This window comes from Pseudomonas sp. Os17, from assembly GCF_001547895.1.
GTDB lineage: Bacteria > Pseudomonadota > Gammaproteobacteria > Pseudomonadales > Pseudomonadaceae > Aquipseudomonas.
The window spans coordinates 6,605,275-6,629,001 of sequence record NZ_AP014627.1 but is presented as its reverse complement, the minus strand read 5'-3'; the positions used below and the strand labels follow the sequence as shown (position 1 = coordinate 6,629,001).

Below are 23,727 nucleotides of genomic sequence, written 5' to 3'. Positions count from 1 at the left end.
ACGTGAGCGAAACAGCCTTGCCTAAAGATGAAGTCCAGCCGGTGTCCGAAACACCTGCTGAGCCCACGACCCCAACCGTTGAGCGTCGTGGCAACGGGTTGGCGATACTGGCCCTGCTGCTGGGGGCTGCGGGTGTCGCGGCCGGTGGCTGGGGGATCTGGCAGGTGCGCAGCCTGCAAGCCAATCACCAGCAGCAACTGAGTCAGTTGCAGGCCCTGGGGGATCAGGCCCAGAGCTTCAAACTCAGTGAACAGCGCCTGAGTGCGCGTCTTGAGCAGTTGCCGCCCGCCGACGAGCTGGAAGACCGGCGGCGTCTCGTGGCCCAGCTGCAAGGTGATCAGCAGCGTCTGAGTCAGCGCCTGGAAACCGTGCTGGGGGCCAGCCGCAAGGACTGGCGCCTGGCGGAAGCCGAACACCTGTTGCGCCTGGCCAGTCTGCGTCTGTCCGCGCTGCAGGACATCAGCAGCGCCCAGGCCCTGGTCCAGGGCGCCGACGATATCCTGCGTGAGCAGAACGACCCGGGCTCTTTCGCTGCACGCGAGCAGTTGGCCAAGAGCCTGGCGGCGTTGCGCAGCACCGAGCAGCCGGATCGCACCGGTCTGTTCCTGCAGTTGGGCGCCCTGCGCGATCAAGTCCTGGAGCTGAGTGCGGTGGCACCGGAATTCAAGGACCGCGGCGAATCATTACTGGGGCTGACCGCCGACGGCGATGGCGCAAGCCGCTGGGCGCAGTGGTGGGATCAGATCTCCCGCTACTTCCGTATCGACTTCAATGCCGACAAGAACATCCGTCCGTTGCTGGCGGGGCAGGGCCTGACTCAGGTGCGCCTGGCCCTGAGTCTGGCGCTGGAACAGGCCCAGTGGGCGGCCTTGAATGGTCAGGCGCCGGTTTATACCCAGGCGCTGACCGAGGCCCGGGATGTGCTGGTCGGCAACTTCAATCAGGACAATCCGCAGAGCAAGATCATGCTCGAGCGCCTGTCCGAACTGAGCAAGCAGCCGGTGACCGTGGTCACTCCAGACCTGGCCAAGACCCTGAGCGCGGTCCAGGCCTATCTTGAGCGGCGCAACTTCAACGCTGAGGACTCCATCAAGCCTCTGGCCAAGCCTGCGGCGAACACCGCCCAGGAGACCAGCCCATGAAACGCGCCTACGTGATTGTGCTGTTGGTCATCGCCGCCATCGGCTTGCTGGGGCTGGCCATCGCCGAGCATCCCGGCTACGTGCTGATCGCCTACAGCAATTTCCGTTATGAATCGAGCTTGTGGGCGACCCTGGCCCTGGTGGCGCTGATCTGGCTGGTGATCTGGGGCATCAAGCTGTTGATCGAGCTGGTGATGGTTTCCGGTGGCGTGGTCAATCCCTGGTCGCGCCGCAACCGCAGTCGCCGGGTGCAGATCGCCATCGAGCAGGGCCAGATGGACCTGGCCGAAGGTCGCTGGGCCAGCGCGCAAAAGCACCTGCACCGTGCCGCCGAGGCCGAGCGCCAGCCGTTGCTGTACTACCTCGGTGCGGCCCGTGCCGCCAACGAGCAAGGGCACTACGAAGAGTGCGACCGGTTACTGGAGCGGGCGCTGACCCGGCAGCCCCAGGCGGAGTTGGCGGTGGCCTTGAGTCATGCCCAGTTGCAGACCGATCGGGGCGACACCGAAGGCGCCCTGAGCACCCTGCAAGCCATGCACGAGCGTCATCCGCACAGCGTTCAGGTGTTGCGTCAGTTGCAGCGTTTGCATCAGCAGCGTGGCGACTGGTCGGCGCTGATTCGCTTGCTGCCCGAGTTGCGCAAGGACAAGGCGCTGCCGGCCAGCGAGTTGCAGGAGCTGGAGCGTCGGGCCTGGGGCGAGAACCTGAGCCTGGCGGCGCGTCGTGAAGAGGATCAGGTGGCGGGCTTGCAGTCTCTCAATCGCGCCTGGCAACAACTGACCTCGGCGCAACGTCAGGAGCCGCAACTGGTGCTGGCCTACGCCGAGCAGTTGCGTCAGCTGGGGGCCGGTGCCGAAGCCGAAGAGGCGCTGCGTACCGCCATCAAGCGCAAATACGAAAGCCATCTGGCGCGGCTTTACGGCCTGGTGCGTGGTAGCGACCCGTCCCGTCAGTTGCAGACCGCCGAGCACTGGCTGAAGGAGCATGCTGACGATCCCGGTCTGCTGCTGACCCTGGGGCGCCTGTGCCTGCAGAACAGCCTGTGGGGCAAGGCCCGGGACTACCTGGAAAGCAGCCTGCGTCTGCAGCGCAATCCTGAAACCTGTGCCGAGCTGGCCCGGTTGCTGGCACAGTTGGGCGATACCGATCGCAGCAACCAACTGTTCCAGGAGGGCCTGGGCATGCTCGACGAGCGTCTGCTGGCCTCACCGTTGCCGGTTCCGGCGCGGGCCTGAAGCGCTGTCAGGGCCGGTTGCCTGTAATGGGCAACCGGCCTTTTTTTGCCCGGTTTGCAGAACTTGCTCGCTGGCTCTCGTCGATTGACTGCGGCATAGCGCTTCTTGAAAGCCGCGAGCGCTTTCTCTACCGTGGCTGCCTGTTTCTTTGTGTTACGGATATCTCATGTCGCTGGCAGGCTCCCGCGTGCTGTTCTCCCTGGTGTTCCTGGCGGGGGCCTTGGCCTCATGGGCGGCATTCAACCTGCAAACCGGTGGCGGCCTTGAGTCCTGCCCGTTGTGGGGCGTGCAGCGCTTGTTGCTGCTGATGTTCGGCGGGGTCAACCTGCTGGCTGTGGTGCAAGGGCCGGGGCGTGTCGGGCGAGCGCTCTACTGGGGATTCAACCTGGTGCTGGGCCTGCTCGGGGTGATCACCGCCGGGCGTCATGTGCTGTTGCAGAACATTCCGTCCGAGCAACTCCTGGCCTGTCTGCCGGACATGCCTTTCATGCTGCGCCAGCTGTCCTGGTGGCAGGCGCTGCAGCTGACCTTCAGGGGCACCTCGGATTGCGCCGAGGTCACCTGGACGCTGCTGGACATGAGCCTGCCCGAATGGAGCCTGCTGTTTTTCCTGATCATGCTGATCTTCAGCGGTTATCGTCTGCTGTGCATGATGCGGGCTGCACGCAGGGTTGAGGCGTTGCCCTGAGTCAGTGTTTGGTGGCAGGCCGCGGATTAAACGCTTGTATGAACTTTATCCCCTGTGTGCCTTGATGCTGTTGTCGAGCGGGCATAATCTGGCCCGCACCTGTCACCGGAATTATGTTGCTCGATGCTGTTGTGTCCGACCGGATCCAGAGTCTCCAACAAGGGGGGCGGCGGGCAGACGGCATGACCCATAAGGGAAGAGAGATCACCATGCTCGAAAGTTGTCAGAATGCTCAGGAACGCTGGGGTGGAGTGCATCTGCTGATCGATCGCTGGTTGCAGGAGCGTCACGAACTGGTTCGAGCCTATGATGCGCTGGGCGCCGAGCCGGAGGCGTTGAGCGAGAGCAAAAAGCCCCTGCAGGAGTTCTGCGGGATTCTGGTGGACTATGTTTCCGCCGGACATTTTGAAATCTACGAACAGCTGACCAGCGAAGCCAAGGCCTTTGGCGACAAGCGCGGTCTGGAGCTGGCCGATACCCTCTATCCGCGTATCGACGTGATTACCGAAAAGCTCCTGGCGTTCAACGATCTGTGCGATGCGGGTCAGTGTGTGGCGCAGAAGTTCAAGGAACTGGGCGGCCTGTTGCACGAACGCTTCGAACTGGAAGATTGCCTGATCGAAGTGTTGCACAACGCCCACAAGCAGGACGCGGTCGCTCAGGCCTGAATACAGGTTCGAGCAGCAGAAATCGGCACGCCAAGGCGTGCCGTTTTTGTTTCTGCGACTCAGCCGGCAACGCCCAGCAATTCGATATCGAACACCAGCGGCGTGTAGGGCGCGATCAGGTCGCCGGCGCCTTCGGTGCCATAGGCCTGGTCCGAAGGAATCACCAGCCGCCATCTGGCACCGGTGGGCATCTGGGCCAGGGCGATGCGCCAGCCGGCAATCACGCTGTCCAGGCGAAACCATTGAGGCTGTTGTGTCTGATCGAACACGGTGCCGTCAGGCAGGCGCCCGGTGTAGCGCACCTGGACCGAACCGTTGGGGCTGGCCTTGTTGCCGCTGCCCGGTGCCAGCTCGGTCAGCAGGATGCCGTCAGCCAGCTGGCGCACGCCGGGCTTGGCTTTTTCCTGATCGAGAAAGCGTCGTTCGTTCTCCAGCGCCGTCTCGATCTGCGACCGGGCCGACTGTTCGCTGATCTGCGCTTCGTGCTGGGCCAGGAGCTGCTCGATGCGCTCGCTCTTGAGGGCCAGCGGCTTGCCTTGGTAGGCGGCTTTCAATCCCTCCACCAACGCCTGGATCTGCAGGTCGGGGACTTCGTCGCGCAGTCGTTCGCCGAGGCTCGCACCCAGGCTGTAGGCAAGATCATGAGCGTCGTTGGGCGGTGCTTCGGCAGCAGCCTGCTCCAGGGGCAAGAACAGGCTCAAGGACAAAAACAGGTAACGCGACATGGGCACTCTCCGGCCTGAGTAGCGGTGGATTATGCCAGCGACAAAGGGCGGGTTGGTGAGCAACTTCGATGGTGGCGAAGAACATTTTCCGTCGGCTGCAACGCCGGGCTTTCGATACTGTCAACATGCCCTAGCGGCGGTAACAGCAGAGGTCTAGTATGAGCCGCAACTCACGTCAGCCAGGAGGTAAACCATGTCGGCCAATAAGAAGCCTGTAAATACTCCGTTGCATTTGCTCCAACAGTTGTCGGGCAGCTTGCTCGAACATTTGGAAAACGCTTGTTCCCAAGCCTTGGCTGATGCTGAAAAACTGCTCGCCAAGCTGGAAAAACAACGAGGCAAGGCACAGGAAAAACTGCACAAGTCGCGCACCAAATTGCAGGATGCCGCGGCGGCCGGCAAGGCCAAGGCACAAGCCAAGGCCAAGACCGCGGTCAAGGAACTCGAAGACCTGCTGGACGCATTGAAAGAACGCCAGGCCCAGACCCGCAGCTACATTCTGCAACTCAAGCGCGATGCCCAGGAAAGCCTGAAATTGGCTCAAGGCGTTGGTCGTGTGAAGGAAGCGGTTGCCAAGGCATTGAGCACTCGTGATGCCAAGCCGGACACCGTGGTGGCGAAAAAACCGGCAGCCAAGCCTGCGACCAAGGCGCCGGCCAAATCCGCTGCCAAGCCAGCAGCCAAACCCGCTGCGAAAAAACCTGCTGCCGCCAGCGCCGCCAAACCTGCGGCGAGCAAGCCCGTAGCGGCTAAGCCTGCTGCTGCCAAACCGGTTGCCACCAAGACCGCTGCCGCCAAGCCAGCAGCCAAAACCGCCGCCAAGCCTGCTGCCAAACCCGTGGCCGCTAAACCAGCCGCCAAGCCTGCAGCCAAGCCAGCAGCCACCAAAACCGCTGCTGCCAAACCGGCAGCGAGCAAAACTGCCGCTAAACCTGCGGTAGCAAAAGCCCCGGCAAAAACTGCGGCCAAGCCTGCGGCGGCATCGGCAGCGAAACCTGCGGCCAAGCCAGCTGCCAAGCCTGCAGCGAAACCAGCGGCAAAACCCGCCGCGAAAAAACCGGCGGTCGCCAAGCCAGCCGCCACCAAAACCGCAACTCCAGCGGCCAAGCCGGCTGCACCTGCGCCTGCTGCGGCCAAACCTGCCGCTCCGGCACCCGCGGCGTCTTCAGCTGCTCCGGCGAGCACCCCAGCCGCCGCGCCTGCACCGGCTGCTGCCGGCACTCCCTCCAGCGTTTCCTAAGCGCCGGTCACCGCGACGCGCAGCACCTGCAGCGCGTTGCGGTTGCGTTCGGCGGCTTCGGCCGCCAATCCCTCCAGCCAGTCGTCCAGGCTCTTTGCCTGAGAGTCCGGCCATGGCCGTACCCGCTCCTGCAAGCGCAACAGCAATTGCCGTTCGGCTTCCAGCTCCAGGGTCTTGACCTGTTCGCGCAAGGCGCTCAATTCACTGTCCTCGCGGGCCGCCTGGCGCCAGCCGGTGCGCAAGTCGCGCAAGGGTTGAATCACGTCGCGCTGCCAGGGCGCCGCCAGCGCCTGCAACTGCTGCAAACGCTGAGCGTCGCAACTGACGCCTCGCTGGCCAAGCCAGGCGCCACAGAGCAACAGGCAGACATTGGCGCCACTGTCCTGCAGTTGCAGGCAGGCCTCCTGCACGCCGGGAAGGGCATAGGTGCTAAGGGAAAAACTCCACAGGTCAGAGGACATAGTGCTACTCGCGCCAGTTGCGAACGAAGCTGGTAGACTCCGCCGCCATTATGATTCGACTTCAGAACCTGACTTTACAGCGTGGCCCGCAACGTCTGCTAGAAGACGCCGAGCTGACCCTGCACGCCGGCCAGAAAGCCGGCCTGATCGGTGCCAACGGCGCCGGCAAATCCAGCCTGTTCGCCCTGCTGCGTGGGGAGCTGCACCCGGATTCGGGTGACTGCTTCCTGCCCGCCGATTGGCGCATTGCCCACATGCGTCAGGAGGTCGATACCCTCGAGCGCCTGGCGGTGGACTATGTGCTCGACGGCGACCTGCGCCTGCGCCAGGTGCAACGCGACCTGGCCGCCGCGGAAGCGGCCCACGACGGCGCCGCGCAAGCACGTCTGCATGCCGAGTTGGACAGCGCCGACGGTTACACCGCCGACGCCCGGGCGCGCAAGCTGCTGGCCGGCCTGGGCTTCACCAACGAGCAGATGGACCGCCAGGTCGGCGACTTCTCCGGGGGCTGGCGGATGCGCCTGAACCTGGCCCAGGCGCTGATGTGTCCCTCGGACCTGTTGCTGCTCGACGAACCGACCAACCACTTGGACCTCGACGCCATCATCTGGCTCGAAGACTGGCTCAAGGGTTACCCCGGCACCTTGCTGCTGATCTCCCACGACCGGGATTTCCTCGATGCCGTGGTCGATCACGTCGCCCATGTCGATCAACGCAAGATCACCCTCTATCGCGGTGGCTACAGCGCCTTCGAGCGCGCCCGTGCCGAGCGGCTGGCCCAGCAACAGCAGGCCTACGAGAAGCAGCAGGCGCAGCGCGCGCATATGGAAAGCTACATCGCCCGCTTCAAGGCTCAGGCCACCAAGGCTCGTCAGGCCCAGAGCCGGATCAAGGCCCTGGAGCGCATGGAGGAGCTGTCGGCGGCCCACGTCGATTCGCCGTTCGACTTCACCTTCCGTGAGTCGACGAAGATTTCCAGCCCGCTGATCGACCTCTCCGATGCCCGCCTGGGGTATGGCGAGCGCACGATCCTGGAGAAGGTCAAACTGCAACTGACCCCGGGCGCGCGGATCGGTCTGCTGGGCCCCAATGGTGCCGGCAAGTCGACCCTGATCAAGAACCTCTCCGGCGAACTCCAGCCGTTGTCCGGACGCCTGACCCGGGGCGAGAACACCGTGGTCGGCTACTTTGCCCAGCATCAGCTCGACTCCCTGGATTCCAAGGCCAGCCCCTTGCTGCACTTGCAGCGCCTGGCCCCCACCGAGCGCGAGCAGACCCTGCGTGATTTCCTCGGCGGCTTCGACTTCCGTGGCGCCCGGATCGACGAGCCGGTGCTGAACTTCTCCGGCGGCGAAAAAGCCCGCCTGGCCCTGGCGCTGATCGCCTGGGAGCGGCCGAACCTGTTGCTGCTCGACGAACCCACCAACCACCTGGACCTGGAGATGCGCCTGGCCCTGACCATGGCCCTGCAAGAGTTCAGTGGCGCGGTATTGGTGGTGTCCCACGATCGCCATCTGCTCAAGAGCACCACGGACAACTTCTTCCTGGTGGCCGACGGCAAGGTCGAGGAGTTCGACGGCGACCTGGACGACTACACCCGTTGGCTGGTGGATTACCGCCAGCGCAATGCCCCGGTCAGCAACACCCCGGTCAACCCGGACAAGACCGACAAGAAGGCCCAGCGCCAGGCCGCCGCGGCGTTGCGTCAGCAACTGGCGCCGCACAAGCGCGAGGCCGACAAGCTGGAAGCCGAGTTGGGCAAGGTGCATGAGCGCCTGGCCAGGATCGAGACCAGCCTGGGCGACAGCGGTCTGTACGAGGCTGCGCGCAAGGATGAGCTGCGGGATCTGTTGGCTGAACAAGCCAAGCTCAAGACCCGTGAGTCCGAGCTGGAAGAAGCCTGGATGGAGGCCCTGGAGCTGCTGGAAAGCATGCAGGCGGAGCTGGAGGCGCTCTCCTGATGGAAGCGCTGCAGTTGCCGTTGCCGGCGCAGTGGATCGGTCCACTGTGGGTGGGCGTGCAGATCCTGCTGATTCTCCTGGCGGGCTACTTGGCCCAGCGCTTTGTCGCTCGCGGCCTGACCCGTCTGGGCGAGCGTTACCCGTTTCCCCCGCAGTTGCTGATGCCCCTGCGCGGTGGCTTGCGCTGGCTGATCATGGGCAGTGCGGTGATCTTCGTGCTGGAGCGCCTGGGGGTTTCCGCCACGGTGTTGTGGACCGCACTGTCCGGCTTCGTCGCCGTGGCGGCGGTGGCGTTCTTCGCCATGTGGAGCGTGCTCTCCAACCTGCTGTGCGCGATCCTGATCTTCACCGTCGGCCCGTTCCGCCTGGGCGACGTGGTGGAGCTGGTGGACACCGTCGACAAGCCCGGGGTCAAGGGCCGGGTAGTGGCGATCAACCTTTTGTACACCACCCTGATCGAGTCCGAAGAAGCCGGTACCGGCAGCGCCATGGTCCAGGTGCCCAACAGCCTGTTCTTCCAGCGCTCGGTACGTCGCTGGCGCGGCAGCGATGTGCTGCCGGTAGGAACTGGCGAAAAGTAGTCCCTTCCTCCGTAGCCGCTGCCGCAGGCTGCGAACGGCTGCGCAGCTATTGCCCCTGGTCCTGCGGACCTATCGCAGCCTGCGGCAGCGGCTACAGGGCCGTGAATCAGCTTTGGGCGAAAAAAATATAGTCAGCCGCGGGTCGGAGGATTAGCTTAGGCAGTCACGACCAATTCGATCCGAGGTGTGCAATGGTGCTTGAGACATGGCTGGCGTTCTTTGCCGCCAGTTGGGTAATCAGTCTTTCTCCGGGAGCCGGCGCGATTGCGTCGATGTCCTGCGGCCTGCAATACGGCTTCTGGCGCGGTTACTGGAACGCCCTGGGCCTGCAGCTGGGCCTGGCCATGCAGATTGCCATTGTCGCCGCCGGTGTCGGTGCCATCCTCGCGGCCTCGGCTACCGCCTTCTATGCCATCAAGTGGTTCGGTGTGGCCTACCTGGTGTACCTGGCGGTCAAGCAATGGCGTGCGCTGCCCAGCGATCTGAGCGATGACGCCGCGGTCCGTCCCATCGGCAAGCCCCTGGCCCTGATGTTCCGCGGCTTCCTGGTGAACATCAGCAACCCCAAGGCCCTGGTGTTCATGCTGGCGGTGCTGCCGCAGTTCATCGATCCCCATGCGCCCCTGGTCAAGCAGTACCTGATCCTCGGCGCCACCATGATCGTGGTCGACCTGATTGTCATGGCCGGCTACACCGGGCTGGCGTCCAAGGTCCTGCGCCTGTTGCGCACCCCGGTCCAGCAGCGGCGCATGAATCGCACCTTCGCCGGCCTGTTCCTCGGTGCCGCGGGCTTTCTGGCGACCATCCGCAAAGCGGCGACCTAAGGTTTTGCAGGAACAAAAAAAGGCGACCCAGCGGGTCGCCTTTTTCGTTTGCATACGGCTTAACGCAGGATCACGGGGGCAGTGTCCCGCGGCAGGTTGTTGCGCATCGGCGCCTGCCCCGGTTGCTCGTAGCCACCGCGACCCAACTGCTCGGCCATTTGCCGGGTGACGTCCTCGCCCAGGGCCTTGGAGACTTCACGCACCACCCGCGGACGGTTCAGCGAGACACGGATGTCCCGGCTGTTCACCAGCTTGGTGTCCTGGCCTTCGCCCATGGCGGTGAACGCCGAGGTGATCTCGAAGGTGCGGGTGTTGATCAGGCTGAAATCCGCCACCAGGGTCAGGCCCAGCACCGCCGAGTAGCTGTCGGTATTGGCCAGCTCGTTGATGTCCTGGGTGAAGTCGATGTCCGACACGGTGCCGAACAGCACGTAGTCGGCACCCTTGAAGTTGCCGGCCTTGATGCGCTTGATGATGTCGTAGACGTTGGTCTTGGACGCGTCGGTGTGGGGCGAGCCCTGCACCAGCTGGAACATCCCGGACTTGAGGATCCCGCCCTTGATATCACCGGTGAACTTGCGCAGTTCGCCTTCCTCGATGTAACTGGTGCTCGATTCCAGTTCGTTGTAGCTGGCCGAGCCGCTGGAGCTGTAGTAGCCCTCGCGGTAGCTCTGCTGGGCCGAGACCACGTGAATGTATTCCTGCACACGTTCCTGGTAGGCCAGGTCCATGACTGCGACTTTCGGGGCCGCCTGCGCGCTGAACGCACAGGCCAGGGCCAGGATGCCAATCCATGCACGCATTGCTTAGCGCTCCGTGGTCTTGCGGATCTCTTTCTCGTCCATCCACTCGGCCAGACCGCTCTCGACGTCGATCAGTTGCAGGCTGAATTTGTAGAAGACGTCCTTGTAGTCGCTGCTGCGCTTGACGATGGAGCTGATGGAGCCCTCAAGACGGTACTTGGCGGCGACCATGTTGCCGGTCTTGGCCACGGTGGACTTCTTGTACAGGCCGCTCTGGTTCTGCAGCTTGAGCTGGTCGACCTGGCTCTGCATCGCGGTGTTGTCGCTGGCGAAGCGGGCGGTGCCGGATTTCATCAGCTGGGTCTTGATCGAGGTGGTGATCTCGCGGGTATCGATGTACTCGCTGGTCTTGTTCTTCACGTCGTAGACCTGCACCACCGGGCGGCCCTGGAGGATGCCGGACTGGGCCAGGGAGCGGGTCATGGATTCGGCGATCATCTGCAGGTCGGTGGAACCGAACTCGTTGGTCACCAGCTCCACGGCCTTGCTGTCGCCGTAGCTGATGTTCTTGCCGCCCAGGACGGGGGAGTTGTTGGCGCAGCCGCTGGCCAGCAGGGCGACCACGGCGAGGAAGGAAAAGCGTGCAAACATGGAAGTGCTCTCTTGATCGGGTTCAGGGACGGCTTATTGGGTTTTGACTTCCAGGCGGAAGTCGGTGGCCTTGGGCACCGGCGCAATGGCCGGCAGGAAGGTGGCCTGGGCCGCGTACAGGTTGAAGACTTTCCAGCTTTCTTCGTCGGCCACCGGGAAGCCGTCGTCGCCCAGCCAGACGAAGCGGTAGTACATCGTCATGTTGGTGTGGCTGGTGTTGTTCAGCGCCACCTTGACCGTCAGGAAGCCGTTTTCACGGGCGACCCGCATCGCGCCGATGGCGATGTTGTTGAACTTGTTCATCACCACCACCTTGCTCGCGGCACTGCCGGGGGCGGGAGGAGGCGGGGTGGCGCAACCGGCCAGTAGGGCCAGTGCGGCGACAGCGAGAAGTTTCAAGCGCATGGGGGGCTCCGCTTAAGGACGTTGGTTGCTGGCCATGTTCTGGCCGGCGTTGTTCGGGATCACTTGTGCGGCCAGACCGCTGCTGAATACCTGGTTGCCGACGACCCGCAGGGCGATGACCTGATAGCGCTGGTCCACTTTGACCTGCACCTGGGTGCCGCCCTGGGCGTTGGCCAGGTTCAGGCGGTGTTCGCCCCGCTTCAGGCGCAGGCGGGCCACTTGGGTGTTGTCCGGCAGGGTGCGCCAGGTGCGGGTGTCGGCACCTTCGGTCACCGCTGAAGCCAGGCCCACGGCCAGGCCGGCCAGCGGGTTGACCTCATTGAGGTTCTTCTGCGCCACACCACGGGTCACGGCGCGCACGGTGGTGCGCAGGATGATCCCCGGCATGTCGTCGCGCAGGGCGCGGCGGGACATGGCGGTGGTGCTGTTGAGCAGGGTCAGGTTCTGCGGCTGGCCGTCGATGCCGATCTGGGCGAGGGTCTGGGTCGAGGTGTCGGGCTTGATCACCGGGAACGACAGCGGGGTGATCACCAGATTGCCGTTGATCGGCAGCGGCAGGGGAATGCGCACCGAATCCCGGGCCGGGGCCAGGCCGCTTTGCACCACGATCAGTACGTCACTTTCATCTTCAGCCAGGGCTGGCACCGCCGGCGCCTTGGCGGGGGCCTTGGCCGCAGCCTTGCGCTTGGACTTGGTCGAAGACTTGCTCGGGGCCTCGACTTTGACCGGCTCCACCGGGGCGTCCAGGTTCAGCAGGGCCTGTTCCAGCAGGGGCGTGTTGGGGCGCAGTTCGGCGGCCTTGCGGTAGCCGGGCGCGGCCAGGTCCTTCTCGCCCAGGGCTTCGTAGACGAAGCCGGCCAGGTAGTGGCTGAAGGCGCTCTGGTAGCTGTTTTTCAGGTTGACCACGTCCGGCGCGTCGAGGGCTTCCACCGGATAGCCCTTGAGGTCCTTGTACTCGGTCTTGACCCCTTGCTTCTCGGCTTCGTCCTCGCGCTTGAGGTATTCCTTGTCGCGCAGTTCGGCGATCACCGCTTCGCGCTCGTGGGTCTTCTTGATCGCCATGCGGGCGCCGTCGAAGTCATTGCCGGCCAGCAGGTTCATGGCCATCTGGGTGGTCAGCATGACTTTTTCATAGTCATAGCCTTCGTAGCGGCGGACCTTGTCGTTGACCAGGAAGCTGCCGAACTGGGCCAGGTACTTGTCGGTATCGAGCTTGACCGAGTCTTCCCAGCTGGCCACCACCTGATCGGCATGGCCCCAGGCGGCCTGGCTGCCATTGAGGTCGCCCTTGGCCCGCAGCAACTCACCCTTTTCGAAGTAGTAGAGCAGGTCCTTGTCTTCGCCCTTGTTGTTCTTTTCCAGCAGGATCAGGGCGGCATCGAGGTTGCCGGCGCGCAGTTGCTGGTTGGTTTCCTGGAGCTCGTTGTCGTAGCTGCGGAAGGCCGAACAGCCTGCAAGCAGAGTGACTGCGCCAAGCGCAATCGAAGTGAGGGCGCGGGATGCCATGGGTACTTCTTCTTCCCTGAATGAGACAGCCGGGCGTGCGGGTCGGGCTGGACGAACCCACTGGCAGGAGCGCTGGCTACCATGCCAATTCCTCATAAAAAAAAGGAGCTTAAATGCCATCTCGCGATAACGAGGGCGCGGCATTATAAACGTGGTTCCGGGTGATGTAATGGCTTTTTAAGGTCAGATTGATATGTAGTTGGCCACTATGTGAGCGGCTGCGCATTAACCGCCGAATATCGCTGCGAGCGGCTTTCGCTCTTCTGGCGCGGGAGCGATGACGAATATCTGGTCGCCCACTCTGCGCAGGCAGATGACCTGGAAACGTTGGTCCAGTTTGAGCACCAGTTGCGCGGTCTTGCCCAGAGCAAACTGGTGCTGACCTTTTTTTAGGCGTAAACGGGCTATCAGGGTGGTGTCCGGCAGCGTGCGCCAGGTACGGGTGTCAGCGTCTTCGATCAGCATGTTGAGCCGCTGTTTCTCCTTGGCTCGCTCAGGGTCTTTCTTCAATTGTTGGGCTTGGTAGGCGGCGTAGGCCTGGGCGCGATAGGTGGTACGCAGGATGATCCCGGGCATGTCGTCGCGCAGGGCCCTGCGTGACATGGCGCTGATGCTGTTGAGGGCGGTCAGCGGCTGTTTGCGACCATCCACACTGAGCTGTTCCACGGGGTGGGTGGAGGTGTCTGCGAGTATGATGGGAAATGACATCAGGGTTGGGATCGGCTGGCCCTCAAACTCCACGGTTACCGGCAACTGCACTGAGCCCCGGGCCGGTGCGAGGCCGTTTTGTACAATGATTAGCACATCGCTTTCATTGGCCTTGGCGGTGGGGCGATCGAGGCTGCGTAAGGCTTGTTCCAGCAGCGGGGTATGGGGGCGCAGCTCAATCGCCTGGCGATAACCAGCGGCGGCCAGGCCTCTTTCGCCCAGTGCTTCGTAGAGGTAGCCGGCCAGATAATGGCTGAAGGCGCTCTGGTAGCTATTTTTCAGCTCCAGCACTTCCGGAGCGTCCAGGGTGGCCACCGGGTAGCCCTGCAGATCCTGGTAGCGCACGTTGATGCCCAGGTTGTGGGCCTGCTCTTCGAGTTGCAGGTACTGCTTGTCGCGCAGTTCGGCAATCAGCGCTTCGCGCTCGTGGGTCTTCTTGATCTCGATGCGCGCGCCATCGAAGTCGTGCAGGGCTAGGTGGTTGATCGCGATCTGGGTGGTGAGCATGATCTTTTCGTAGTCGTAGCCTTCGTAGCGCCGGACCTTGTCGTTGATCAGGTAGCTACCGAATTGGGCCAGGTATTTGGCGCTGTCGAACTTCACCGATTCTTCCCAGGTGAACACCACCCGGTCGGCCCGGCGCCAGGCCAGCTGGCTGCCAATCAAGTCGCCCTTGGCCCGCAGCAGTTCGCCTTTCTCGAAGTAATAGAGCAGGTCCTTGTCTTGCCAGGGATTGTGCTGCTCCAGCAGGTCCAGGGCGCCGTCGACATTGCCTGCTTGCAGTTGCTGGTTGGTCTGTTGCAGCTCCAGGTCGTAGTTGCGAAAGATCGAACAGCCGCTCAACAGCAGCAGGATCGACATCAGCAAGGGTATGAGGCAGCGGGTCATAGATGGTGTTTCTTCCCTGAACGAGACCTGCAAGAGGTGGCGCATTATCAGCGGCAGGCAGTGGGCAGGGAAGGGCTATCGGGTCGTGGTGGCCGGCTTGAGCGCTTGTCACACGGTCGGCGGGCGGATGCCGTTGGGCAGGCGGTGGTCGGCGCAAGTGTTTCAACAGACGGATAAGCCTTGAGTGAAACTCACTGGGAGTGAACAATATGTTACTTCGTATTTCCATTTGAGATTCGTTCATGACTGGCCCTTCCCGTTTACTGGCCTTGCTGGTGCTGCCGGTACTCGCGCTCTGCAGCTTCAACCTGCTGGCCGAGACTGTCGATGGCGCGCCCAAGGCTCTGCATTTGCTGGATTACATCGGCGCCGATTACCCGCCCACGGTTGAAGCCGGCAAGGTCGTCGACGAGTCCGAATACCGCGAGCAGGTGGAGTTTCTCGGGGTCTTGCAGGGGCTGATCGCCGAGCTGCCGGCCAAGCCGGAGAAGGCCGAGCTGGAGCAGGGCATCGCCAGCCTGCGCAAGGCGGTGGACGAGCGTGTCCAAGGCGGCCAGGTGGCACGTCTGGCGCGGCAGATGGGGGCCAAGCTGGCGGTGGCCTATGAGGTCAGCCAGGCGCCGGTGATCACCCCGGATCCGAGCCGCGGTGCGCCGCTGTATGCCCAGCATTGCTCGGTGTGCCACGGCGAGAAAGGCGCCGGCGATGGTCCGGCCGGCGTCGGCATGACCCCGCCGCCGGCCAATCTGCGGGATGCCGAGCGCCTTGATCGCCTGAGCCTGTACGCGGTCTACAACACCCTGGGGCTGGGGGTCGAAGGCACGGACATGCCGGCCTTCGCCGATCAGCTGGATGACCGTCAACGTTGGGATCTGGCCACCTACATTGCCGGGTTCAGCGCCGACCCGGCGGCGGCCAAGGGCGAGCAGGGCTTCAACCTGGCCGACCTGGCCCGGCAGACGCCCGCTGAAGTGCTGGCCGCCCAAGGCCCGCAGGCAGCCGCCACCTTCCGCACCCAGCGGGCCCAGCCGCCTCAGGTCAAGCGTGGTCCGGGGCAGTTGCTCGACTACACCGCATCGACCCTGGACAAGAGTCTCGCGGCCTATCGCAACGGCGATCATGAACAGGCCTATGACCTGTCGGTAGCGGCGTACCTGGAAGGTTTCGAGCTGGTGGAAAGCTCCCTGGACAACGTCGATGCCACGGTGCGCAAGGACACGGAAAAAGCCCTGATGGCCTACCGTCAGTCGTTGCAGGACGGTTTGCCGGTGGCTCAGGCCGAGCAGCGCCTGGATGCGGCCAAGGCCAAGCTCAAGGAGTCGGCCGGGCTTTTGGGCGGCGACAGCCTGAGTTGGTCGCTGAGCTTTATCTCCGGTTTGCTGATCCTGCTGCGCGAAGGCCTGGAAGCGATCCTGGTGCTGGCGGCGATCCTTGCCTTCCTGCGCAACACCGGCCAGCAATCGGCGGTGCGCAGTGTCAACGTTGGCTGGGGCCTGGCGCTGCTGGCGGGCTTGGGCACCTGGGCTCTGGCGGCTTATGTGATCGACGTCAGCGGTTCCCAGCGCGAGCTGCTGGAAGGCGCTACCGCGCTGTTCGCCAGCGTCATGGTGCTGTGGCTCGGGGTGTGGATGCACGACCGCCGGCATGCGGCGGCCTGGCAGGACTACATCAAGAGCAGCCTGGTGGGCGGTGGCGGGCGTTTCGGCTTTGCCGTCCTGGCGTTCTTCTCGGTGTATCGCGAGCTGTTCGAGGTGATCCTGTTCTACGAAACCCTGTGGCTGCAGGCGGGACCTGCGGGGCACAACGCGGTACTTGCTGGCGGCGCCACCGCCCTGGTGCTGCTGGTGGGCCTGGCCTGGGTGATCCTGCGGGGGTCGGCCAAGCTGCCGCTGGCGCTGTTCTTCGGCATCAACGCGGCGCTGCTCTGCGCCTTGTCGGTGGTGTTCGCCGGGCACGGGGTCAAGGCCTTGCAGGAAGCCGGTATCTTCGGCACCCGGCCGGTGCCGTTCTTCGACTTCGATTGGCTGGGGATCCATGCCGACGCCTACTCGCTGGGAGCCCAGGTGGTGGCGATACTGGCGATCGTGGTGCTTTATAGTCGCAGTCGCCTGAGTGAGAAGCGGCGTTTGCAGGCTTCTTGACGCTGCGCGGTTGATCGCGGGCAAGCCAGCTCCACGGGGCGGCTTGCCCGTTTTGCATTCTGGAAGGAGAACACTCGATGCGTGTGTGGATCGATGCCGACGCTTGCCCCAAGGCGGCCAAGGATCAGGTGGTGCGCTTCGCCCTGAAGCGTCAGTTCGAGGTGGTACTGGTGGCCGGGCAGGCGCAGATCAAACCGGCGTTTGCCTGCGTCAGGCTGATCGTGGTGCCCAGCGGTCCGGATGCCGCCGACGATTACCTGGTGGAGCACGCGGTGCCGGGCGAATTGGTGATCTGCAGCGATGTGCCGCTGGCCGACCGCCTGGTGAAAAAGGGCGTGGCCGCCCTGGACCCGCGGGGCAAGGAGTTCGACGCGCAGAACATGGGCGAGCGCCTGGCGGTGCGCAATCTGTTTACCGATCTGCGGGAGCAGGGGCAGGTCAGCGGCGGGCAGGCGCCCTATGGCGATCGGGAGAAGCAGGCATTTGCCAATGCGCTGGATCGGATTCTGACCCGGCTGTCGCGTCAGGCCTGAAGGGCCTGATGTGCCGGGGGAGTCTGGGGGGATGTGCAGCCGGCGGGGAGCCGGCTGCAGTGCGGTGTTCGGGTATGCGGCCGTTTAGCGGCCTGGCTTGAACCCCTGTGCTCCGCCACAGGAGGCTGTCCTTGTGGCGGGGCGGTTATTCGCCTTCGTGGGTCAGTTCCAGCACCCGGTCCACCAGCTTGTTGATGCCCGAGGCGGCTTCGCTGATGGACTGCGCCAGCATGTAGGCGGGGGTGCTCACCAGCTTGCGCGCCTTGTCTTCGATGATGTCGCCCACCGCGCATTCGGCGTGGCTGGCGCCCATCTTGCCCAGGGCCGCTGCGGTATCGGCGTCGTTACCGATGGTGCAGGTCACGCCCGGACCGTAGATCTTCGCCGCCAGGGCCGGGGCGATGCACATCAGGCCTACCGGCTTGCCTGCTTCGGCAAAGGCTTCGGCCAGGGCCAGGACGTCGGCCTGGACCGTGCAGGCGGCACCTTCGGTGGCGAAGCTGGAGAGGTTCTTGGCTGCGCCGAAGCCGCCGGGAATGATCAGCGCGTCGAAGTCGTCGACGCTGGCTTCAGCCAGGTCCTTGACCTGGCCCCGGGCAATGCGCGCCGATTCCACCAGCACGTTGCGGGTCTCGGCCATGGTTTCGCCGGTCAGGTGGTTGAGCACATGCATCTGCGGGATGTTCGGGGCAAAGCACTGCACCTGGGCTCCACGCTGGTCGAGGCGCAGCAGGGTGATCACGCTCTCGTGGATCTCGGCACCGTCGAACACGCCGCAACCGGAAAGGATCACTGCAACTTTTTTGCTCATGGTTGTTTCTCCAGGTTAAGGGTGCCGAGAGCATGCCAAATGACGGGCGTGTCACTCCACCGGTGTGGTCGAAGCCTTGGTCTTGTCTTGCGCGGCGGCTTGTTCGGCCTCGTAGATCTGCTTGGCCAGGCGGGCGTTCTTGAAACGCCGGCGCACCCACAGGCCGAAGCCCAGCACCAGCAGGGCGCCCAGGACCCACAGCTCGTACTTCTTGATGCTGCCGAGCATGCCTTCCATGACCGCGCCGAAATGATAGGCGGCCTGGGCCAGGGCCACGGCCCAGATGGCCGCGCCAATGCCGTTGAGCAGCAAATAGCGGCCCGGCGGATAGCCGGACAGGCCAATGGCCACCGGCATCACGGTGCGCAGGCCATAGACGAAGCGGAAGCTCAGCACCCAGATATCCGGATGCTTGCGGATATGTTCCAGCGCTCGATCGCCCATCATTTGCCAGCGCGGCTTGCGCGCCAGCAGCTTGCGGCCATGCTTGCGCCCCAGGAAGTACCACAGCTGGTCGCCGGCGTAGCTGCCGAGGAAGGCGACGATCATCACCAGCTTGATATCCATGTATCCGCGGAACGCAAGAAACCCGGCGAGAACCAGAATGGTTTCACCTTCGAAAAACGTGCCGAGAAAGAGGGCGAAGTAGCCGAAATCCTGAAGAAATTGTTGGAGCATTGTCTGGATGCTGGCGAAATGAACGCGCAGCCTACCCCTTCGACGACGTTCGGGAAAGTATCGAAATGTGTCTCGACGTGAACAATTGGGCCAATGACAATGAGTGTTGCTGCCGGTCAACAGCTTGAGCACAACTGTCATCTGTTCGTCATAATGCCCGCTTATAACTGTTCCGCTCGCCCGCCAGCGCGGGCCCTGGAGTCCGCCGTGAGCTTTACCCCTGCCAGCCGCCTGTTTCCAGCCACTCGTCTGCGGCGTAATCGTCGCGATGATTTCTCTCGCCGTCTGGTGCGGGAAAACCGGCTGAGCGTCGACGACCTGATCCTGCCCGTATTCGTGCTTGACGGTGAGAACCGCCGCGAGGCGGTGGCGTCGATGCCCGGCGTCGAGCGCCTGACCATCGACCTGCTGCTGGAAGAGGCGGCGCACTGGGTCGAGTTGGGGATTCCGGCCCTGGCGCTGTTTCCGGTGACCCCGGCCGGGCTCAAGTCCCTGGACGCGGCCGAAGCCTGGAACCCGGAGGGCATCGCCCAGCGCGCCACCCGTGCCCTGCGCGAACGCTTTCCGGCACTGGGGGTGATCACCGACGTCGCTCTGGACCCGTTCACCACCCATGGCCAGGACGGCATCCTCGACGAACAGGGTTATGTACAGAACGACATCACCGTCGATGCCCTGGTGCGTCAGGCGCTGTCCCACGCCGAGGCTGGCGCCCAGGTGGTGGCGCCGTCGGACATGATGGACGGGCGGGTCCAGGCAATCCGCGAGGCCCTGGAGCTGGCGGGGCACGTCAACGTGCGGATCATGGCCTACTCGGCCAAGTACGCCAGCGCCTACTACGGCCCTTTCCGCGATGCGGTGGGTTCGGCGTTGAACCTGGGCAAGGCCGACAAGGCCTCGTACCAGATGGACCCGGCCAACGGTGACGAAGCCCTGCATGAAGTGGCGGCGGACCTGGCGGAAGGGGCGGACATGGTCATGGTCAAGCCAGGCATGCCGTACCTGGATATCCTTTTTCGGGTCAAGGATGAATTCAAGGTGCCGACCTTTGTCTATCAGGTCAGCGGCGAATACGCCATGCACATGGCGGCGATCCAGAATGGCTGGTTGGGTGAAGGGGTTATTCTTGAATCCCTGACCGCCTTTAAACGTGCGGGTGCCGATGGCATCCTGACTTACTTTGCCGTCCGTGCTGCTCAATTGTTACGAGAGCAAAAATAGCCCTCCCAGGAACACGCGATGAATACTGAAGGACTCTCAGAAGTTGCCGTAAAAGACGCTCAGCCGGTGGTCGAGCCAGTGGTTGAAACCCCGCCGGAGCTCGAACCCGCGCCTGCGGTGGCCGAGGCGCCACCGGCGCCGGCCATTGTCATCCCCAACCTGGATGACAGCAGCCTGTACATTCACCGCGAGCTGTCGCAGCTGCAATTCAACATCCGCGTGCTGGAACAGGCGCTGGACGAGTCCTACCCGCTGCTGGAGCGCCTGAAGTTCCTGCTGATCTTTTCCAGCAACCTGGACGAGTTCTTCGAGATCCGCGTCGCCGGCCTGAAGAAGCAGATCACCTTCGCCCGTGAGCAGGCCGGGGCCGATGGCCTGCAGCCGCATCAGGCGCTGGCGCGGATCAGCGAGCTGGTGCATGGTCACGTCGACCGCCAGTACGCGATCCTCAATGACATCCTGTTGCCGGAACTGGAGAAGCACCAGATCCGCTTCATCCGTCGCCGCTACTGGACCACCAAGCTCAAGACCTGGGTACGCCGTTACTTCCGCGACGAGATCGCGCCGATCATCACCCCGATTGGCCTGGACCCGACGCACCCGTTCCCGTTGCTGGTGAACAAGAGCCTGAACTTCATCGTTGAGCTGGAGGGTATCGACGCCTTCGGTCGCGATTCGGGCCTGGCGATCATCCCGGCACCGCGCCTGCTGCCGCGGATCATCAAGGTGCCGGAAGAAGTCGGCGGCCCTGGCGACAACTATGTGTTCCTGTCGTCGATGATCCACGCCCACGCCGATGACCTGTTCCAGGGCATGAAGGTCAAAGGCTGCTATCAGTTCCGCCTGACCCGTAACGCCGACCTGGCGGTGGACACCGAGGACGTCGAAGACCTGGCCCGCGCCCTGCGCGGCGAGCTGTTCTCCCGGCGCTACGGCGACGCGGTGCGCCTGGAAGTGGCCGACACCTGCCCCAAACACCTGTCGGACTACCTGCTCAAGCAGTTCAACCTGCACGAGACCGAGCTGTACCAGGTCAATGGTCCGGTGAACCTGACGCGGCTGTTCAGCATCACCGGCCTGGACAGTCATCCGGAGCTGCAATACACCCCGTTCACCCCGCAGATTCCCAAGCTGCTGCAGAACAGCGAGAACATCTTCAGCGTCATCAGCAAGCAGGACATCCTGCTGCTGCACCCGTTCGAATCCTTCACCCCGGTGGTCGACCTGCTGCGCCAGGCCGCCAAGGACCCGCACGTGCTGGCGGTGCGTCAGACCCTGTACCGCAGTGGCGCCAACTCGGAGATCGTCGACGCCCTGGTGGACGCGGCGCGCAACGGCAAGGAGGTCACCGCGGTGATCGAGCTGCGTGCGCGCTTTGACGAAGAGTCCAACCTGCAGATGGCCAGCCGCCTGCAAGCGGCCGGCGCGGTGGTGATCTATGGCGTGGTGGGCTTCAAGACCCACGCCAAGATGATGTTGATCCTGCGTCGCGAAGCCGGCGAGATCGTGCGTTATGCCCACCTGGGCACTGGCAACTACCACGCGGCCAACGCCCGTCTGTACACCGACTACAGCCTGCTGACCTCCGACGACGCCTTGTGCGAAGACGTCGGCAAGCTGTTCAGCCAGCTGATCGGCATGGGCAAGACCCTGCGCATGAAGAAGCTGTTGCATGCGCCGTTCACCCTGAAGAAGGGCATGCTCGACATGATCGCCCGGGAGACTCAGTTCGCCCTGGACGGCAAGCCCGCGCACATCATTGCCAAGTTCAACTCGTTGACCGATCCGAAGATCATTCGCGCCTTGTACAAGGCCAGCCAGTCCGGCGTGCGCATCGATCTGGTGGTGCGTGGCATGTGCTGCCTGCGGCCGGGGATTGCCGGTGTATCGCACAACATCCACGTGCGCTCGATCATCGGTCGCTTCCTGGAGCACACCCGGGTGTTCTACTTCCTCAACGGCGGCGAGGAGCAGATGTTCCTCTCCAGCGCCGACTGGATGGAGCGCAACCTCGATAAACGAGTCGAGACCTGCTTCCCGGTGGAAGGCAAGAAGCTGATCCTGCGGGTCAAGAAAGAGCTGGAAAGCTATCTCACCGATAACACCCACAGCTGGAGCCTGCAGTCCGACGGCCGTTACATCCGCAACACGCCGACCGGCAACCAGAACCCGCGCAGCGCCCAGGCGACCTTGCTGGAGCGTCTTGGCAGCCCGGTATTGCCGGTGCGCTAAGCGCGGCAGGCGTCAATGAAAAAGGCCAGCCCGATCACCGGGCTGGCCTTTTTTGTGCGGTTTGCAAGAGCTGTAGGAGCTGGCTTGCCAGCGAAGACGTCCCTGCGAGTGATGCAAGGTTTCGCGGCCTCTTCGCCGGCAAGCCGGCTGCTACAGGTCCGTGGCAGGTCAGCGGACGTTGAGCACGATGCCGACCCGGGTCAGCCATTCGGCTTCCAGGGCGAAGTCGGCCTGGGTCAGCTGGTTCTCATCCAGCCAGTGCTCCGGGAACTCCAGATCCAGGTGGTCGCCCTGGGCGCGCAGGCTCACTTGGGGCATCTGCTGGGTGCCACGGATGTGGTGGAACAGGATGGCGAAACGCAGCAGCACGCACAGGCGGATCAGCTTGATGCCGTCGTCGCCGAACTCGGCGAATTTCTCCTTGGGAATGTTGCGGCGGTGGCCGCGTACCAGCAGCGCCAGCATTTGCTGGTCTTCCCGGGAGAATCCGGCCAGGTCCGAGTGCTCGATCAGGTAGGCGCCGTGCTTGTGGTAGTGGTAGTGGGCGATGTCCAGGCCCACTTCGTGGACCTTGGCCGCCCAGCCCAGCAGTTCGCGCCAGACGCCGTCTTCCAGGTCCCAGTCCGCGGCGACCTGGTCGAAGGCGCGCAGGGCCTTGCCTTCGACTCGCGAGGCCTGTTCCAGGTCGACGTGGTAACGCTCCATGAGCGAGCTGAGGGTGCGTTCGCGGACGTCTTCGTGGTGGTGACGGCCCAGCAGGTCGTAGAGCACGCCTTCACGCAGGGCGCCTTCGCAGTGGTCCATGCGTTGCAGTTCCAGGGCGTCGAAGATCGCTTCGAGAATCGCCAGGCCCGCCGGGAAGATCGCCCGGCGATCGGGCTTGATGCCTTCGAAGTCGATCTTCTCGGCATCCCCCAGCTTGAACAGCTTGCGCTTGAGCCAGGCCAGGCCTTCGGCGTTGACTTCGCCACTGCCCTGGCCGCCGGCCTTGAGGGCCAGGCCGATGGCGCGGATGGTCCCGGACGAGCCGATGGCTTCGTCCCAGGTCAGGCGATGCAGGGCATGCTCGATGCTCATGATCTCCAGGCGCGCGGCGGTGTAGGCCTGGGCGTAGCGGGCCGGGGTGATCTTGCCGTCGCGGAAGTAGCGCTGGGTGAAGCTCACGCAACCCATTTGCAGGCTCTCGCGCAGCAGCGGTTCGAAGCGCTGGCCGATGATGAATTCGGTACTGCCGCCGCCGATGTCGGCCACCAGGCGCTTGCCCGGGGTATCGGCCAGGGTGTGGGACACCCCGAGGTAGATCAGCCGGGCCTCTTCACGGCCGGAGATGACCTCCACCGGGTGGCCGAGGATCTCTTCGGCGCGGCGAATGAACTCGCCACGGTTGCGCGCCTCGCGCAGGGCGTTGGTGCCGACGATGCGCACCGTGCCCGGCGGCATGCCATTGATCAGTTGGGCGAAGCGCTTGAGGCAGTCGAGCCCGCGCTGCATGGATTCTTCGTTGAGCTGGCGTTCTTCGTTGATGCCGGCGGCCAGTTGAACCTTTTCACCGAGCCGCTCGAGAATGCGGATTTCACCGTTCCGGGCCTTGGCCACGACCATGTGAAAGCTGTTGGAGCCCAGATCGATCGCGGCGATCAGGGACAGATTCTTGGCTTGGGATTGGGGCATGGTTGGGGGTCTCG

General features: G+C 63.7%; 22 protein-coding genes. 12 read left to right on the top strand and 10 right to left on the bottom strand.

The annotated features are described in order from the left end of the window. Positions 1-2 precede the first annotated feature (2 nt). From POS17_RS29455 to POS17_RS29440, 4 genes are all read left to right on the top strand, one after another. A complete protein-coding gene (locus POS17_RS29455; protein ID WP_060841675.1) occupies positions 3-1,142 on the top strand; it encodes a uroporphyrinogen-III C-methyltransferase in 1,140 nt (379 codons plus the stop codon). Beyond that, complete coding sequence (locus tag POS17_RS29450; RefSeq protein WP_060841674.1) at positions 1,139-2,377, top strand: heme biosynthesis protein HemY; 1,239 nt, start codon at positions 1,139-1,141, stop codon at positions 2,375-2,377. The genes POS17_RS29455 and POS17_RS29450 overlap by 4 nt, the downstream gene beginning before the upstream one ends. Before the next feature lie 166 nt (positions 2,378-2,543). Continuing rightward, the gene (locus tag POS17_RS29445) at positions 2,544-3,065 is read left to right on the top strand and encodes a disulfide bond formation protein B (RefSeq protein WP_060841673.1); all 522 of its coding nucleotides are present in this window, start codon (positions 2,544-2,546) and stop codon (positions 3,063-3,065) included. Positions 3,066-3,274: 209 nt separating this feature from the next. Continuing rightward, entirely contained in the window at positions 3,275-3,733 is a 459-nt protein-coding gene (locus POS17_RS29440; protein WP_060841672.1) for an Rsd/AlgQ family anti-sigma factor, read from the top strand. A 59-nt stretch (positions 3,734-3,792) separates the two neighbouring features. On the opposite strand, the gene POS17_RS29435 is transcribed toward POS17_RS29440, so the two are convergent. Then, positions 3,793-4,458: an FKBP-type peptidyl-prolyl cis-trans isomerase gene (locus POS17_RS29435; protein WP_060841671.1), complete on the bottom strand. Its 666-nt coding sequence runs from the start codon at positions 4,456-4,458 to the stop codon at positions 3,793-3,795. 193 nt (positions 4,459-4,651) lie between these two features. Between POS17_RS29435 and POS17_RS31385 the strand changes: the two genes are divergently transcribed. Next, complete coding sequence (locus POS17_RS31385) at positions 4,652-5,698, top strand: AlgP family protein (protein WP_082729941.1); 1,047 nt, start codon at positions 4,652-4,654, stop codon at positions 5,696-5,698. Here POS17_RS31385 and POS17_RS29420 read toward each other — a convergent pair. Further along, positions 5,695-6,159: a TIGR02444 family protein gene (locus tag POS17_RS29420; protein ID WP_060841670.1), complete on the bottom strand. Its 465-nt coding sequence runs from the start codon at positions 6,157-6,159 to the stop codon at positions 5,695-5,697. The genes POS17_RS31385 and POS17_RS29420 overlap by 4 nt on opposite strands. A 50-nt stretch (positions 6,160-6,209) precedes the next feature. Here POS17_RS29420 and POS17_RS29415 point away from each other — a divergent pair, with 50 nt between their 5' ends. The 3 genes from POS17_RS29415 (at position 6,210) to POS17_RS29405 (ending at position 9,525) form a co-directional block, all read left to right on the top strand. Next, positions 6,210-8,120 carry an ATP-binding cassette domain-containing protein gene (locus POS17_RS29415; RefSeq protein ID WP_060841669.1) on the top strand — a complete coding sequence of 637 codons (1,911 nt, stop codon included), beginning with the start codon at positions 6,210-6,212 and terminating at the stop codon, positions 8,118-8,120. Continuing rightward, on the top strand, positions 8,120-8,701 hold the full coding sequence (locus POS17_RS29410; RefSeq protein ID WP_025130900.1) for a mechanosensitive ion channel family protein: 582 nt from the start codon (positions 8,120-8,122) through the stop codon (positions 8,699-8,701). Before POS17_RS29415 ends, POS17_RS29410 begins: the two co-directional genes overlap by 1 nt. 191 nt (positions 8,702-8,892) lie before the next feature. Further along, on the top strand, positions 8,893-9,525 hold the full coding sequence (locus tag POS17_RS29405) for a LysE family transporter (RefSeq protein WP_060841668.1): 633 nt from the start codon (positions 8,893-8,895) through the stop codon (positions 9,523-9,525). A gap of 59 nt (positions 9,526-9,584) precedes the next feature. Here the strand turns inward: POS17_RS29405 and POS17_RS29400 are convergent, their stop codons facing one another. From POS17_RS29400 to POS17_RS29380, 5 genes are all read right to left on the bottom strand, one after another. Continuing rightward, positions 9,585-10,328 carry a penicillin-binding protein activator LpoB gene (locus POS17_RS29400; protein ID WP_060841667.1) on the bottom strand — a complete coding sequence of 248 codons (744 nt, stop codon included), beginning with the start codon at positions 10,326-10,328 and terminating at the stop codon, positions 9,585-9,587. A 3-nt stretch (positions 10,329-10,331) separates the two neighbouring features. Further along, positions 10,332-10,919 (bottom strand): penicillin-binding protein activator LpoB, encoded by a 588-nt coding sequence (gene lpoB / locus POS17_RS29395; protein ID WP_060841666.1) that lies wholly within the window; start codon positions 10,917-10,919, stop codon positions 10,332-10,334. A 33-nt stretch (positions 10,920-10,952) separates the two neighbouring features. Then, entirely contained in the window at positions 10,953-11,324 is a 372-nt protein-coding gene (locus POS17_RS29390; protein WP_060841665.1) for a YcfL family protein, read from the bottom strand. A gap of 12 nt (positions 11,325-11,336) precedes the next feature. Next, positions 11,337-12,830 carry a COG3014 family protein gene (locus tag POS17_RS29385; protein ID WP_060841664.1) on the bottom strand — a complete coding sequence of 498 codons (1,494 nt, stop codon included), beginning with the start codon at positions 12,828-12,830 and terminating at the stop codon, positions 11,337-11,339. A gap of 225 nt (positions 12,831-13,055) precedes the next feature. Next, on the bottom strand, positions 13,056-14,426 hold the full coding sequence (locus POS17_RS29380) for a COG3014 family protein (protein WP_060841663.1): 1,371 nt from the start codon (positions 14,424-14,426) through the stop codon (positions 13,056-13,058). A 242-nt stretch (positions 14,427-14,668) separates the two neighbouring features. Here POS17_RS29380 and POS17_RS29375 point away from each other — a divergent pair, with 242 nt between their 5' ends. Beyond that, positions 14,669-16,567: an FTR1 family protein gene (locus tag POS17_RS29375; protein WP_060841662.1), complete on the top strand. Its 1,899-nt coding sequence runs from the start codon at positions 14,669-14,671 to the stop codon at positions 16,565-16,567. 77 nt (positions 16,568-16,644) lie between these two features. Then, positions 16,645-17,100, top strand: a complete 456-nt coding sequence (locus tag POS17_RS29370; protein WP_060841661.1) for a YaiI/YqxD family protein — start codon at positions 16,645-16,647, stop codon at positions 17,098-17,100. 145 nt (positions 17,101-17,245) lie between these two features. Here POS17_RS29370 and elbB read toward each other — a convergent pair whose 3' ends face one another. Together elbB and POS17_RS29360 are read right to left on the bottom strand one after the other, a co-directional pair. Beyond that, entirely contained in the window at positions 17,246-17,911 is a 666-nt protein-coding gene (gene elbB / locus POS17_RS29365; RefSeq protein ID WP_060841660.1) for an isoprenoid biosynthesis glyoxalase ElbB, read from the bottom strand. A 51-nt stretch (positions 17,912-17,962) separates the two neighbouring features. Further along, entirely contained in the window at positions 17,963-18,589 is a 627-nt protein-coding gene (locus POS17_RS29360; RefSeq protein ID WP_060841659.1) for a DedA family protein, read from the bottom strand. A gap of 207 nt (positions 18,590-18,796) precedes the next feature. Here POS17_RS29360 and hemB point away from each other — a divergent pair, with 207 nt between their 5' ends. Both hemB and ppk1 read left to right on the top strand, forming a co-directional pair. After that, a complete protein-coding gene (gene hemB, locus POS17_RS29355; RefSeq protein WP_060841658.1) occupies positions 18,797-19,810 on the top strand; it encodes a porphobilinogen synthase in 1,014 nt (337 codons plus the stop codon). Between the two features lie 18 nt (positions 19,811-19,828). After that, positions 19,829-22,042 (top strand): polyphosphate kinase 1, encoded by a 2,214-nt coding sequence (ppk1, locus tag POS17_RS29350; RefSeq protein WP_016965639.1) that lies wholly within the window; start codon positions 19,829-19,831, stop codon positions 22,040-22,042. 168 nt (positions 22,043-22,210) lie between these two features. Here the strand turns inward: ppk1 and ppx are convergent, their stop codons facing one another. Continuing rightward, the gene (gene ppx, locus POS17_RS29345; RefSeq protein ID WP_060841657.1) at positions 22,211-23,713 is read right to left on the bottom strand and encodes an exopolyphosphatase; all 1,503 of its coding nucleotides are present in this window, start codon (positions 23,711-23,713) and stop codon (positions 22,211-22,213) included. Between the last annotated feature and the right edge of the window lie 14 nt (positions 23,714-23,727).